Below are 12616 nucleotides of genomic sequence, written 5' to 3'. Positions count from 1 at the left end.
GTCGGTGCCGGGGGAACGGGGGGACAGGGCGTGACGACGGTGGAGCAGCGCAGCTCCCTGTGGCGGGTGCCGGCGGTGCGCGCCATGTTCGCGGTCGTGCTGCTGGGCATCTCCAGCTACGCGCTGCTGCTGTCCGCGCTGCCGGCGCATGCGGCCGACCGGGGGGCCGGGCTGGTCGTGGCCGGTTCGGCGACCACGGTCTTCCTGGTGGTCACCGTGCTGGTGCAGGGCACGGTGCCGGCGCTGGTGCGGCGCTGGAGGCTGGGCCCGGTGCTGGTCGGTGGCCTGGTGGCCCTGGGGCTCCCGTCACCGTTCTACCTGGTCTCCGACGACGTGGCGTGGCTGCTCGCCGTCTCTGCGGTCCGCGGCACCGGGTTCGCCGTCCTGACTGTGCTGGGCTCGGTGATCGCCGCGCAGGCGGTGCCGCCGGAACGCCGCGGGGAGTCCATCGGCATCTTCGGGCTGGCGGCGGCGATCCCATCGCTGGTCGCCGTGCCGGGCGGCACGGCGCTGACCCTGGCTGGGCACTTCGAGTGGGTCGCCGTGCTGGCGGCGGGCTCGTTGCTCGCGCTGGCGTTCGTGCCCGGGCTGGCGCGCGCGCTCGGACCGCCACTACCGCCACCCGCGCCGGGCGGGTCCCGAGCGGCGGTGCGGGCGGCCGCAGGGCCGTCGCTGGTGCTGCTCGCGGTCACGCTGGCCGGCGGTGGGCTGGTGACCTTCCTGCCGATCGAGCGGCCGGACGGCTCGCTCGCTGCGGTCGCCCTGCTGCTGTTCGGCGTCAGCACGGCGCTGTGCCGCTGGCGGGTGGGCGTGCTCGTCGATCGCGCCGGCGCCCGGGTGCTGCTGCCCGCTGCGCTGACCAGCGGGATCGTCGGCATGCTGCTGGTGGCGCTCGGCCTGGCGGTCGAGGGGGTGCCCGGCACCGCCGCGGTGCTCGCCGGTGTGCTGGCGCTGGGCGTCGCCTACGGGGCGGTGCAGAACCTCACGCTGGTCGTCGCCCTGGCCCGCGCCGACGCCGACCAGTCGACCACGGTCAGTGCGGTCTGGAACGCCAGCTACGACAGCGGGACGGCGATCGGAGCCCTGGCCGTGGGCGCGATCGCCGCCGGTATCGGGCTGCCGACCACCTACGTCCTCGTCGCCGTGCTGATGGCCGGTGTCCTGCCGCTGGCGGTCACCCTGCCCCGGGCGCTCCGTACGACGACGGGGGCCCCAGCCGCAGGCGCGCCTCCGCGGCCAGCCGGGTCACCGTGACCAGCTCCTCGGCCGCCTCGCGCAGCCAGGTGCGGAGGCCCTCGACGTCCCCCCGGTTGGCGTCCCGCAGCTGGCCGAGCCGGACCTGCCGGGTGCTCGCCTGGGCGCGCATCGCGGTGGGCAGGGTGCGGCCGGTGCGGCGGGCCAGCACGGTGAACCCGGCGCCGGCGAAGACCAGCGCGCGGGCGTCGGTCAGCCCGGCCAGCAGCGCCTCGGCGTCGTCCGGGCGGCCGGCCTCGACCAGCCGCAGGTGCTCCTGGGCCAGCCGGACGCCGGCGTCGGCGGGGGACTCGGACGGTGCGCTCACGTCCCCACTCTCCCTCACCGGCCCGACCAGCGGGGCGGCCGCTTCTCCAGGCGTGCGGCGATGCCCTCCTTGCGGTCCTCGCTGAGGTAGGGGTTGGGCCCGACGTCGAGCCGCAGCGCGGTCGCCAGCGGCAGCTCCAGCCCCTTGACCGCGGTCTCCTTCATCCGGCGCACCGACAGCGGGGCGTTGGCGGCGATCCGCTCGGCCAGCGCCAGCGCCTCGGGCAGCACCTCCTCGGCCGGGACGACGCGGTTGACCAGTCCCCAGTGGGCGGCGTCCTCGCTGGTCACCGGGTCGCCGGTGAACAGCATCTCCAGCGCGATGCCGGTCGGGACCCGCTTGGGCAGCACCACGGAGCCGTAGTTGGCGCCCATGCCGATCGTCGCCTCCGGCAGGCCCAGCCGGATGCCGGGGGCGGCGATCCGGATGTCGCAGGCGAGCGCCAGCTCGAAGCCCCCGGCCACGGCGTGCCCGGTCAGCGCGGCGATCACCGGCACGTAGGTCTCGCTGAGCACCTCGAACAGGTTGCGCCCCGGGCGGTCCATCGGCGGCCGGAACGCCTCGCCGCGCTGGTCGAGCTCGCGGATCTCCTTGAGGTCGAACCCGGCGCAGAAGGCCGGGCCGTTCCCGGTCAGCACGACGGCGCGGACCTCGCCGTCCGAGGCGCAGTCCAGCAGCTCCGCCACCAGGTCGGCCTGCAGCGCGCTGGACAGCGCGTTGCGCCGCTCGGGCCGGTCCAGGGTGAGCACCCGGACGTGCCCCCGGGTCTCGGTGACCAGACCGGACTCGCTGCGCTGCGGCATGCCGCGATCCTGCCGCGCCAGCGGCCGGCCGGTCACCCCGAGCGCAGTTCGCCCGTCTCGACGAACCGGGGGATGGGGCGGCTCACGTCGTACTCCGGCGTCGTCAGGCACCGGACAACGGGTGCCGGCGGATGCCGGACCCGGGGTGCCCCGGAGGTCCGGTGAGGAAGGGGTCCGAGGACCCCGTGTGCTCCACGCCGGCTGTGTGACGCGTTGTGCCCGGCCAGCACAGCCAGCCGGGGGAGGTCCGTGCGGCTGTGAATCCGGGCAGGGCCGGCGTGGCTGTGGGTAGGGTGAGGGGCGCGCCGTCCCGGTCGGGGCGGCCAGCGTCAGGCAGCGGCGCGCGAGAAGCGGAGCCCCACCCAGGGCTCCGGCCGAGGTCGCCCCCCCGGTGCACCAGACCGGAGACGCACATGTCCCCGATTGACGACGTCCCCCGAGACCGCGTCGTCGAGGCGCTCGAACGCCTCGGCACGCTGACCCTCCGCGAGCACTCGATGCAGTCGGTCCTGCAGACCGTCGTCGAGCTCGCCAAGCAGGTCCTTCCCGGCGACCCGGAGTGCTCGATCTCCTTGCTGGTCAACGACAAGGCGAGCACGGCGGTGTCCACCGGGCAGCTCGCGACGGACCTGGACGAGAGCCAGTACGGCCGCGGCTACGGCCCCTGCCTGCACGCGGCCGCCACCAGGCGCTGGCGGCGGTCTCCATGCGCACGAACCGGAAGGTCCGCGCGGTCGCCGAGGAGCTGGTGCAGACCGGCGCCTTCGACCGCGGCGCAGCCGGGCCGACCTGACCCCGCGCCGGTTCGGCACCGGCTCCGGGGGCAGGACGCGAGCAGGGCTCGGCCGCGTGTCGACGCGCGGCCGCGCCCAGGTCCGGTGGTCGAGACAACGGCCACCGGGCCGCCCCGCGGCGGGCGGTCAGCCCCCGTGCTGGCAGGCCGGGCACAGACCGGCGTCATCGGGCACGTCCTCCACCGGCACCACTTGCACCCACTCCCCGCAGAGCGGCTGGACGTCGGTGTGCTGCTCGGCGGCCACCCGGCCGGCCGCGCCCTCCACCGCGTGCAACGGGCCGGTCAGCCGGTCCTGCGCACCGCCGCCGTCGTCGTCCGTGCCCGGTCGTCGCGGCCGGAGGCCGATCAGGTTCGCCACGGCACCAGCCTGCGCCGTGCCCGCGGGCCCGGTCCACCCGGGGTGGGGACGACGAAGCGACGATCGGCCATTGCAGTCAGCAAGTGACGAGCATCACACTGGTGTGATGACCAACTTCGTGCTCGTGCACGGTGGGTGGGTCGGGGGCTGGTACTGGAACGAGGTCGCGGACCGGCTGAGGAAGGCTGGGCATCGCGTCGAGGTGATCGAACAGCTACCGAGCGGTGGGACCGATCCCGCGGCACTCGGAGGCCTGGCCGCCGACGCGCATGCTGTGAGGCAGGCAGTGGAACGAGTCGGGGAACCCGTCGTCCTCGTGGGTCACTCCTATGGCGGGATGGTGATCACCGAACTCGCCGATCATCCGGCGGTCGCCCACAGCGTCTACCTCGCCGCGTTCTGGCCGCAGCGGGGGCAGTCGGCGATGGAGCTGCTCGCCGGGGGGCCGCCGCCGACGTGGGTGTCGCCGCACGAGGACGGAACGCTCAGGACCACCGATGATCTGGAGGCGCTCCGGCAGGCTCTGTGCGACGACGTCGACCAGGAGCGCGCCTATGCCAACCTGCGTCGCTTCGGACCACAATCGATCGCCAGCGCTACCGACCCCAGCACCGCACCTCACCGCGGCCATCCGACGACGTACATCATCTGTGAGCGGGACCAGGGCCTTCCTCCCGTCGCTCAGGAGCAGATGGCCGCTGCCGCCGACCACCGGCACCGGCTTCCCTCATCTCATTCGCCCATGACGTCGATGCCTGACGAGCTCGCCGATGTTCTCGGCAGGGTCCGCTGACGAGCCGGCAGACCGAACGCCGGGTGGTCGACGACGTGTCCCGCGCGGCCCACTAAGGGACGTCTCGGCACCGGCGGCGCGCCTTCGTGTTCGCGTCACTCCTCCGGGTGCAAAGGCCCGGACGGAGGCTTCGCGTCGGTCTGTGCAGGCTGCGGACGGTCGGTACATAGACGCTGGACCGACCGTGCCGGCTGCACCTGCCTGGCGGCCCGGTCAGCGGTGCGGGTCGGTGATCTCCCGCAGCCGTTCCAGCGTCGCCCGCAGTTGGGCGGTGGCCTCCCCGCCCAGGTGCGCCGTCCACTCGGCCTCCACCTCGGCCTCCACGCGGCGGGCGATCGCCACGACCGCCTGGCCGCGCTCGGCCATCTGCACCAGCCGGGCTCGGGCGTCGGTGGGATCGGGCACCCGTCGGACGTAGCTGGCCTTCTCCAGCTGGTCGACCAGGTAGCCGGCGGTCTGCTTGGTGACCAGGGCCTGCTCGGCGAGGTCGGTGAGCCGCGTGCCGGCGGGACCGATCCGCGCGGCGATGCGGCCCTGGGCGAGGGTGATGTCATCGAACCCCGCCACGGCGAGCTCGGCGAGCAGGCGCGCCTCCAGTGCCCGGTACGGGTAGAAGCAGAGCAGGCCGAGATTCTGCCGCTCCTTCGATTCTGCTACCACGGCACCCCTTGACGAAAGTCAGATCATCTGACGAAACTAGTACGAGCATCTTACCAGGTACGGAGGAGGCGTCATGGACGTCGACCGGGTGTGGCAAGCCATCGATGCGGAGCGGTCCAGCCTGGCCGACCTGCTGGAGGAACTCTCCCCGGCCGAGTGGCAGACGCCCTCACTGTGCTACGGCTGGCGGGTCGGTGACGTCGCCGTCCACCTGACCCAAGCGCACATGGGGCTAGGGGCCGCGCTGGTCGGCGCGGTCCGGGCAGGGGGCAGCTTCGACCGGATGATCCGGGACGCCGCCCTGCGCGCTGCCCCCCTGCCTGCCGACGAGTGCGCGCGGCGGCTGCGCGCGATGGTGGGCTCCCGGCGCACGGCCCCGTTCATCACGCCGATGGAGCCGCTCATCGACGTGCTGGTCCACGGCCAGGACGTCGCCTTGCCGCTGGGTCGAACCCGGCCGATGCCCCCCGCCGCAGCGGCGGCGGCGGCCCGGCGGGTGTGGGACATGGGCTTCCCGTTCCGGGCGCAGCGGCGGCTGGCCGGGCTGCGGCTGGCCGCCACTGACGTCGACTGGGCCATCGGGTCCGGCGCGCCGGTGCAGGGCCCGGTCGCGGCGCTGCTGCTGCTGGTCACCGGCCGTGACGCGGGCTTGGACCAGCTCACCGGGGACGGCGTCCGCGCCCTGCGACGCCGCGAGGAGATGAGGAGACCGACATGACCTGGGGTGTGATCGTCGACGTGCCGGCGCCGGTGGAGGTCTACGACGCCGTCCACGCCGCGCTGCTGCAACGGACCGGCGGGGTCGTCGACGGCCTTGTCGTGCACCTGGCCCGGGCTACCGGGGATGGCTTTCAGATCGTCGAGGTCTGGGACTCCCGAGAGCAGGCGGAGCGCTACGAACGTGAGGTGGTCGGCCCGGTCATGGCCCGGATCGCCGGCGGCATCCCCCCGGCCGGGAGAGCCGTCACGGAGATCGAGATACACGGCCTGGTCGTGCCGCGGGCCGAAGTGGCCGTCTGAGCCGGGTCAACCTCCTCGCGCAGCGCCAGCACGGCGGTCTCCCCGGAGGCTCGCCGTCCAACCGGTCGAGGTAGACCCTGCCGTCCAGGAGCTCAACCTCGTGCGGTCAGACCTCTCCTGAAGGGGCCGCCCGATGAGCCGGCCGTGCGTCGCCCCCAGCGGCCCACTCAGGGCGGGGTGGGATGCGGGGCGGCCTTCTGAGCCCGGCGGCGGGCGCCCTGATCGGTCGGCGCATTCGTCACTTCATGGGAGCGGCTGGATGAGCTGAAAGAGTGAGCACATGTCCAAGGAGCGGTTCGCGCACGACGCGTTGCTGTCGATGGAGCCTGGCGCCGACGACCGTGCGCCGGGCGGTGCCATCACCGTTGCACTGTGCGGCAGCACCGAACACGAGCCGCCGTGCCCGCTCGCTCCGCACCACACTCGGGCTGAGCGGGCAGGGGAAGAGGTTCGGCTGCGGGTGCTCTTCGCGGCCGAACCGGACGACGAATCGCGGGTACGGGTCACGATCGACGACACCCTGGCAGCGGGCACGGGCGCGATCCCGGAGGGCGGGACCGCCTCTTGGCGGCTCATCGGTACATGGGCGTCGGAGGTCCGACCGGAAGAGCAGGAGCACGCTGGACGTCTCGCGGGGAGCTGAGCGCGCCGGTGCAGCAGCGCGTCACACTCGAATGGGCGTTGCAGCCAAGCGAGAACTCACCAAGCCGCCTGAAGCCGCCTGGGGGCGCGCTGGCCCTGGTGTCCTTGAGCGGCCCACCCAGGGACGCCATTGCGGGGCGCGTCCTGAAAACTCGGTGCTTGCGGCGGCACAGCTGGCGAGTGTCACGGCTTGTGAGGGCAACTCCGCGCGGTGTTCGGATTTGGACAACTGTTCCTACGATCGGTGGTGGTTCGTCGGAGCAAGGTTCACGCAGAGTTGCAGGTCACGTCGTTGACCGGGCGGAGGAACGCGTTGAGCTCCTCGACCACCCAGTCGACGTCGCCGACGAACCACGCGTCGTTCGGGTCGGCGTGCTCGCGGAAGGTGGCGGTGGGAAGCCGGCTGGCGAGATAGCGGCTGTGCCCCGGGTCGTACGACGCGCAGCCGGTGCGGCAGATCAACAGCACCGGGGTGCTCACCTCGGCGAGGCGGTTGCGCACGTCCGCCCGGAGGATGACCTCGTGGATGACCGCCGCTGATCGCGGACTGGCACCGCGGCGGCCGACCGCGTCCCACCACGCACGAAACCCAGGGTCGGGGGCCACGGCGGGCAGGCGCCAGGCGAGCACGTCGACGCCTGGCGGCGGCGCCGTGCTCCGTATGGCGTTCAGTAGGCCGGCGATCTCTGCCGTCGGCTGTCCGTAGGGGTAATCGTGCGCACGGGTGAAGCGGGGGTAGCCGTTGACAAGGCCGATCGCCCGGACCCGGGTGGGGTGGTCGGCCGCGAGGGTCACGGCGATCATCGAGGTGTCGGCGTTGGCCAGCACGTCGACGGTCGTCGCGCCGACCGCGTCGAGGACCGCCACTGCGTCGGCGGCCCACTCGGCGATGGACGGTGCGTCTTGCGGCGTGGCCGGGTCGGACAGTCCGACTCCGCGTCGGTCGTAGACAAGCACGCGTCGGTCACGAGCCAGCAGCCGCATGGCCCGCGCCACGTCGGGTTGCTCGAGATAGGAGTCGATCGGGATGAAGGTCGGGTTGATTAGGAGCAGGTCGCGCACGGCGGCGGTCCCGGACGCGACGTCGGCGATGATCCCGTAGGCGACGTGCGCTTCGCCCGCGACGGCGTAGTGCGGGCCGTCGAAGCGCACGGTTGACCCCTCTCCGCTATCGACCGGCGAGACGGTGGCCTCCGGCAGAGACTGGGTAACCACCTGGTGCTCGATGCGGCGTAGCTCCGACCCCGGGTCGACGCCGATTTCCCGGCGGAGCTGGCTCCGCACCCGTCGGCACTGCGCCAGGGCGTCCGCCTGCCGGCCCGCGCGGTAGAGTGCCTCGATCAGCAGCGCCCACAGTCGCTCCCGCAGCGGGTGTACGGCGACCAGCCGGTCCAGCTCGGCGATCACCTCCCGGCTGCGACCGGAGTAAATCATCGCCGCCAGCCGGTCCTCGCTCAGGTCCAGCCGCTGCTCGGCCAGGGCCGCGCGCTCGAGGTCACCGCGGATCGTCGCCGGCAGCTCGGGCTCCCCACGCCAGAGCGCCACGGCCTCATCCAGCAGCTCGGCGGCACGTCGATGATCACCGGCCAGTCCAGCCAGCCGCGCCGCCGCACGCAGGTCGTCGATGACCGCGACGTCCACCTCGCCGCTGCGGGCGGCGAACGCGTAGCCCGAGGTGGTGCCATCGATGGATCCGACGGACGGACGGGCCGCCGCCAGCACCGACCGCAGCCGGGACAGATGGCCCTGGATGGTCTTCGTCGCCGCCGGCGGCGGATCCTCCCACAGCTGCGTAGAGATGGTCTCCACGGACAGGGGCCTGGGCGAAGCCAGAACCAGCATCGTGAGGACCTCGCGCGCCTTGCGCCCCGGCACCCTGATCGGTCCATCCGCACCGTCTAGTTGCACCGGCCCGAGGACGGACAGTCCCATCCCAGCAGGGTAGCCCGCGCTCGACCGCAGCCGAACCGCAGCGACGCCTGGCCACCCTGATCCCGCAGCAAGCACCGCAGAGCGCGGCAGGGTCAAGGAGGGAGGCTCCGGTGAGCGACATCTCGCTGATCGCCGGCAGCGTGGCCACCCTGCTCTTCGTCACCGGCCACCTGCCGATGCTGCTCAAGGCGTTCCGGACCCGGGACCTCGCGTCCTACAGCCTGGCCAGCCTGGTCATCACGAACGTCGGCAACCTCGGCTACTCCGCCTACGTCCTCGGGCTCCCGCCCGGCCCCATCTGGGCGCTGCACAACTTTTACCTGCTCAGCACCCTGCTCATGTTGCGGCTGCGGCTGCGCCATCGACCACGAGCGGCTTGCGGGATGTCCGTCGAGGACCCACGCCGACCCATCACCCGAAAGGCATGACCATGACCTCCACGATCACCGCCGACCACCGACGGCTGCGCGCAGCGGTGCGCGGCGCGGTGCTCGCGCCGGGCGATCCGGGCTACGCCGCGGCAGCGCAGGGCTGGAACCTGGCGGTGCGGCAGCGCCCCGCCATCGTGGTACGGGCCGCGCGCACCCGGCGGATGTGCAGGCAGCCGTGGGCCACGCACGTACGTGCGGGCTGGGCGTCGCCGTGATGGCGACCGGCCACGGCATCGTGACGCCCTGCGACGGCGGCGGCTTGCTCGTGAACGCGTCCGCGCTCACCGAGATCTCCGTGGACCCGGTCGCCGCTCGGGTGCGGGTGGGTGCGGGTGTGCAGTGGGGCACCTTGACAGACGCGCTCACCTCGCACGGCCTCACCGGCCTGCCCGGCTCCAGCCCGATCACCGGTGTGGTCGGCTACACGCTGGGCGGCGGCTTCGGCTGGCTCGGACGCCGCTTCGGCCTCGCGTCCCACCACCTGCTCGGCGCCGAGATCGTCACCGCCGACGGCGTTGCGCGCTGGGTGACGCCCGACTCCCACCCGGACCTGCTGTGGGCCCTCGGCGGCGGCACGGGCAACTTCGGCGTCGTCACCGCCTTTGGAGTTCGCGGTCCATCGGCTGTCGAGGGTGTACGGCGGCAACCTCTACTACGGGATCGAGCGCGCGGCCGATCTGCTGGAGTGCTTCGCCGGCTGGTCGGCCGACCTCCCCGAGGAGATGACCGCGGCGGCGACCTTCCGCGCCTTCCCGCCGCTGCCGACCGTGCCGGAGCAGCTGCGCGGTCGGCGGCTGGTCGCGCTCCGCGGTGTGCACTGCTGTGACCGCGCGGACGGCGTGGCACTGGTGGACGCGGCGCGGTCCGCGTTGGGGCCGCCGGTGGTCGACACCTTCGCCGAGATCCCGGTCGCCGCGCTGACCGGGGTCAGCCTCGATCCGGTACAGCCGCTCGCCGCGGTCAGCCATTCAGAGCTGCTCGAGCGGCTGACCCCGGAGCTGATCGGCGATCTGGTCGGCCTCGTGGGCCCGGATGCAGTCACCAGCTTGGTGATGCTCGAGCTGCGCACGCTCGGAGGCGCCTTGCGCGGGGATCCGGGGGCGCTCAGCCCGATGGCGCACACCCGAGCGAACTACTCCCTCAACGCCATCGGCCTGTCCGGCACAGGTGAGCAGGAGTTGGCCCTCCGAGGTCAGCTCCGAACCCTCGAGGAGGTGCTGCGACCGCACGCCACCGGCGACAGCTACGTCAACTTCCTGGACTCCCGGATGGCCGGCCCCGCCCGGGTCAGGGCGGCCTTCTCGGACGAGGACTTCGCCCGACTCGTGGCCGTCAAAGAGCGCTACGACCCGACGGACCTCTTCCGCTTCAACCGCAACATCCTGCCCGCGTCCTTCGAGTGACCCACCACCCACCGAAAGGCAGAACCCATGTCCACCACCCTGATTACCGGCGCCTCTGGCACGGTTGGTCGAAGCGTCGTGGCGGCGCTCGGCGACACCCCGCTCGCCGTACGCGCCTTCGTCCGATCGGCACCAGTCGATCCACTGCCCGGCGTCGACTACCGCCTCGGCGACTTTGCCGACCCCGACTCCCTCGACGCGGCCCTCGCCGGAGTCGACGCCGTCTTCCTGGCCTGCGCGAACGTGGCCCAGCAGGTGGACTACGAGACGACCGTGATCAACCGTGCGCAGGCCGCGGGCGTACGACGGCTGGTCAAGCTCTCCGCGCACGGCGCGGGACACCGGGCGCCCGTGTCGTTCTGGCGGGCCCATGCGCAGATCGAGGACCGGCTGCGGGCCAGTGGGCTGGAGCACGTGATCCTCCGCCCCTACTTCTTGATGTCGAACCTGCTCGGGGCCGTCCACACCGCACAGGCGTTCGGGATGGTCTTCGCCCCCGCCGCCGAGGCCGCCACCGCCATGGTCGACCCGCGGGACGTCGGGGCCGTCGCTGCCGCAGCCATGACCGAGGCGACTCTGGCTGGTCGGACGCTCACGATCACCGGCGGGGAGCCGGTGAGCTTTCACGCCGTCGCCCAGGCGTTGGCCGACCGGCTGGGCAAGCCGGTGGCCTACCAGCCGGTGTCCGATGAGCAAGCGGCGGAGCAGCTGCAGCAGGCGGGTCTGCCGGCTGCCACCGCGGCGGAGATCGTCAAGGTCTTTGCCGCGATCCGCGCCGGAGCCCAATGCCGGACCGGCGACGTGGTGCGCGAGGTCACCGGTGCGGAGCCGCGTACGCTGGTCGACTACCTCGCACATGTGCTCGCGCGCCGCACCTCGGTCGCCGGGCTCGGCGTCGAGGTCTGACGATGACCACTACCCAGCAAGGTTGGCCGACCCAGATACGGCTGCCTGGCCAGACCGCGGCGCCCGAGGGGCCGGTCGACATCATGTCGATGTACGTGATGCATCACGCCATAACTGCCGTTGCAGTACTAGTCCACTTGTTGATCCTGCAGCGATAACACCCCGGGACGTATCCCTACAGCCGCCTTCAGGGACAGTCGGCCAACTGCTGCTGGCTGGTGAGGCTGGGACGCGATCCGTCATCGCACAGACGTCCCGAGCGAGGACGGCCGGTCCCGGGGTTTCGGTCGCGGAGGGACTGCGCGACGACGAATGCGCAGACAGCAGGTCAAACAGTCAGCGCTGGCTGCCGCAAGAGGGAGGCCAATCCGCAAGCGCCAGAGTGGACAGACACCCGGACGTGGAACGGGCCATCAACCATCACTGACGTCCAAAGGTCTTTCGAATAGTCGAAAGCGTTCAACCCTTACTGTCATTACCCAAGACTTCACTTAAGTCGGCACGCATGCTACCCCGGCGGCCTTAAGCCACGCCGACAACGTCCCGTCCATGATCCCCAGGTCCCCGGCGATGCCCACCACCGTCGCCCCCGGAGTCGACCGATACAGCTCCACCGCGTCCCGGCGGAACTCCTCGGAGTACGTCTTCCTCGCCACCGTCTGATCCTCTCGCTTCCTCCAGGCCCGGCCTGGGTTCAGCGTGTCCAAGATCAGGGGTCAAGTCCCGAGGTCTGTCGGTCAAGCAGTCTGAAGTTCGCGCTCGAAGCAGCACGACCGGGTGCCCCAGACCTCCACGTCATTCTTTTTTCCGGGCTCGCGGCACCAAGCGGCAGCGACGTCGAGCCGGACGGCGCCTGACATCATCGACCCGGCACACCGGCGCGGGCCAGCCCCGACCACCGTCGATTCTCATCACCGCCAGGTGGCGCCGGCGGCGGCATGACTACTTTTTTTCAGGAACTCGTTCTCCATCCGCAGCCGGCGGATCTCGTCTTCCATTTCTTTCACGCGGGCGCGCTCCACAGGATTCAGGTCTGGAACGGGCTCGGGGTTCTCACGTCGCCAGATGTTGAGCCAGTTGCCCAGGGTGCCCTCGTTGATCCTCAGGTCGCGAGCGACCTCGGCGATGGGCTTGCCGGTCTCGAGCACCATCTGGACGGCTTCAGCTTTGAACTGCGGGCTGAACCGTCGCCGCTGCTCTGGCATGGACGGATCCTCTCAAGCAGCGAGTCACTGTCCAAGATCGTTGGTACACCCCAAATCGAGCCGGGGCGGACGGAGGCGAACCGGGCCGCCCCGGCTCGATTTGGGG

16 protein-coding genes and 1 pseudogene are annotated in these 12616 nt (G+C 71.9%); 10 read left to right on the top strand and 7 right to left on the bottom strand.

Features of this window, described 5'->3' with window-relative positions:
• Positions 1 to 30 precede the first annotated feature (30 nt).
• Positions 31 to 1254 (top strand): MFS transporter, encoded by a 1224-nt coding sequence (locus tag FHL80_RS06470; protein WP_138732634.1) that lies wholly within the window; start codon positions 31 to 33, stop codon positions 1252 to 1254.
• Here FHL80_RS06470 and FHL80_RS06465 read toward each other — a convergent pair.
• The 3 genes from FHL80_RS06465 to FHL80_RS25265 all read right to left on the bottom strand — a co-directional run bounded on the left by FHL80_RS06465 (position 1175) and on the right by FHL80_RS25265 (position 3518).
• A complete protein-coding gene (locus FHL80_RS06465) occupies positions 1175 to 1561 on the bottom strand; it encodes a hypothetical protein (RefSeq protein WP_138732633.1) in 387 nt (128 codons plus the stop codon). The genes FHL80_RS06470 and FHL80_RS06465 overlap by 80 nt on opposite strands.
• Positions 1562 to 1575: 14 nt before the next feature.
• The gene (locus FHL80_RS06460) at positions 1576 to 2364 is read right to left on the bottom strand and encodes an enoyl-CoA hydratase/isomerase family protein (protein ID WP_138732632.1); all 789 of its coding nucleotides are present in this window, start codon (positions 2362 to 2364) and stop codon (positions 1576 to 1578) included.
• A 920-nt stretch (positions 2365 to 3284) separates the two neighbouring features.
• Positions 3285 to 3518, bottom strand: a complete 234-nt coding sequence (locus FHL80_RS25265; protein WP_216870489.1) for a hypothetical protein — start codon at positions 3516 to 3518, stop codon at positions 3285 to 3287.
• 106 nt (positions 3519 to 3624) lie between these two features.
• Between FHL80_RS25265 and FHL80_RS06450 the strand changes: the two genes are divergently transcribed.
• Positions 3625 to 4311, top strand: a complete 687-nt coding sequence (locus tag FHL80_RS06450) for an alpha/beta fold hydrolase (RefSeq protein WP_138732631.1) — start codon at positions 3625 to 3627, stop codon at positions 4309 to 4311.
• Positions 4312 to 4524: 213 nt separating this feature from the next.
• Here FHL80_RS06450 and FHL80_RS06445 read toward each other — a convergent pair whose 3' ends face one another.
• Positions 4525 to 4971, bottom strand: a complete 447-nt coding sequence (locus FHL80_RS06445) for a MarR family winged helix-turn-helix transcriptional regulator (RefSeq protein WP_138732630.1) — start codon at positions 4969 to 4971, stop codon at positions 4525 to 4527.
• 73 nt (positions 4972 to 5044) lie between these two features.
• On the opposite strand from FHL80_RS06445, the gene FHL80_RS06440 reads away from it, so the two are divergent.
• From FHL80_RS06440 to FHL80_RS06430, 3 genes are all read left to right on the top strand, one after another.
• Positions 5045 to 5689: a maleylpyruvate isomerase family mycothiol-dependent enzyme gene (locus FHL80_RS06440; protein WP_138732629.1), complete on the top strand. Its 645-nt coding sequence runs from the start codon at positions 5045 to 5047 to the stop codon at positions 5687 to 5689.
• Positions 5686 to 5991 (top strand): hypothetical protein, encoded by a 306-nt coding sequence (locus tag FHL80_RS06435; RefSeq protein WP_138732628.1) that lies wholly within the window; start codon positions 5686 to 5688, stop codon positions 5989 to 5991. Before FHL80_RS06440 ends, FHL80_RS06435 begins: the two co-directional genes overlap by 4 nt.
• A 280-nt stretch (positions 5992 to 6271) precedes the next feature.
• A complete protein-coding gene (locus tag FHL80_RS06430) occupies positions 6272 to 6634 on the top strand; it encodes a hypothetical protein (protein ID WP_138732627.1) in 363 nt (120 codons plus the stop codon).
• Between the two features lie 266 nt (positions 6635 to 6900).
• Here the strand turns inward: FHL80_RS06430 and FHL80_RS06425 are convergent, their stop codons facing one another.
• Positions 6901 to 8508, bottom strand: coding sequence for a bifunctional AfsR/SARP family transcriptional regulator/alpha/beta hydrolase (locus tag FHL80_RS06425; RefSeq protein ID WP_216870488.1), 1608 nt, complete (start codon positions 8506 to 8508; stop codon positions 6901 to 6903).
• A 167-nt stretch (positions 8509 to 8675) separates the two neighbouring features.
• Between FHL80_RS06425 and FHL80_RS06420 the strand changes: the two genes are divergently transcribed.
• The 5 genes and pseudogenes from FHL80_RS06420 (at position 8676) to FHL80_RS06405 (ending at position 11305) form a co-directional block, all read left to right on the top strand.
• The gene (locus FHL80_RS06420) at positions 8676 to 8993 is read left to right on the top strand and encodes a hypothetical protein (RefSeq protein ID WP_138732625.1); all 318 of its coding nucleotides are present in this window, start codon (positions 8676 to 8678) and stop codon (positions 8991 to 8993) included.
• 2 nt (positions 8994 to 8995) lie between these two features.
• Positions 8996 to 9211: a hypothetical protein gene (locus FHL80_RS25260; protein ID WP_216870487.1), complete on the top strand. Its 216-nt coding sequence runs from the start codon at positions 8996 to 8998 to the stop codon at positions 9209 to 9211.
• Positions 9160 to 9462 (top strand): annotated as a pseudogene (locus FHL80_RS27030) (FAD-binding oxidoreductase); the annotation flags it as partial. The gene FHL80_RS25260 and the pseudogene FHL80_RS27030, both read left to right, overlap by 52 nt.
• A gap of 166 nt (positions 9463 to 9628) precedes the next feature.
• Positions 9629 to 10399, top strand: a complete 771-nt coding sequence (locus tag FHL80_RS06410; RefSeq protein ID WP_138732624.1) for a BBE domain-containing protein — start codon at positions 9629 to 9631, stop codon at positions 10397 to 10399.
• 27 nt (positions 10400 to 10426) lie between these two features.
• On the top strand, positions 10427 to 11305 hold the full coding sequence (locus tag FHL80_RS06405; RefSeq protein ID WP_138732623.1) for an NmrA family NAD(P)-binding protein: 879 nt from the start codon (positions 10427 to 10429) through the stop codon (positions 11303 to 11305).
• Positions 11306 to 11796: 491 nt separating this feature from the next.
• On the opposite strand, the gene FHL80_RS06395 is transcribed toward FHL80_RS06405, so the two are convergent.
• Positions 11797 to 11919 carry a hypothetical protein gene (locus FHL80_RS06395; protein ID WP_439331085.1) on the bottom strand — a complete coding sequence of 41 codons (123 nt, stop codon included), beginning with the start codon at positions 11917 to 11919 and terminating at the stop codon, positions 11797 to 11799.
• 297 nt (positions 11920 to 12216) lie between these two features.
• The gene (locus FHL80_RS06390) at positions 12217 to 12510 is read right to left on the bottom strand and encodes a transposase (protein ID WP_138732622.1); all 294 of its coding nucleotides are present in this window, start codon (positions 12508 to 12510) and stop codon (positions 12217 to 12219) included.
• Positions 12511 to 12616 lie beyond the last annotated feature (106 nt).

It is taken from the genome of Modestobacter excelsi (assembly GCF_005930495.1).
GTDB classification, from domain to species: Bacteria; Actinomycetota; Actinomycetes; order Mycobacteriales; family Geodermatophilaceae; genus Modestobacter; species Modestobacter excelsi.
This window is presented reverse-complemented; position numbering and strand designations above follow the sequence as displayed.

Coding starts and splice junctions, on each gene's coding strand:
- FHL80_RS06405 (WP_138732623.1), top strand. CDS start 10,427: ATGTCCACCACCCTGATTACCGGCGCCTCTGGCACGGTTGGTCGAAGC.
- FHL80_RS25260 (WP_216870487.1), top strand. CDS start 8,996: ATGACCTCCACGATCACCGCCGACCACCGACGGCTGCGCGCAGCGGTG.
- FHL80_RS06430 (WP_138732627.1), top strand. CDS start 6,272: ATGTCCAAGGAGCGGTTCGCGCACGACGCGTTGCTGTCGATGGAGCCT.
- FHL80_RS06440 (WP_138732629.1), top strand. CDS start 5,045: ATGGACGTCGACCGGGTGTGGCAAGCCATCGATGCGGAGCGGTCCAGC.
- FHL80_RS06390 (WP_138732622.1), bottom strand. CDS start 12,510: ATGCCAGAGCAGCGGCGACGGTTCAGCCCGCAGTTCAAAGCTGAAGCC.
- FHL80_RS06435 (WP_138732628.1), top strand. CDS start 5,686: ATGACCTGGGGTGTGATCGTCGACGTGCCGGCGCCGGTGGAGGTCTAC.
- FHL80_RS06450 (WP_138732631.1), top strand. CDS start 3,625: ATGACCAACTTCGTGCTCGTGCACGGTGGGTGGGTCGGGGGCTGGTAC.
- FHL80_RS06460 (WP_138732632.1), bottom strand. CDS start 2,364: ATGCCGCAGCGCAGCGAGTCCGGTCTGGTCACCGAGACCCGGGGGCAC.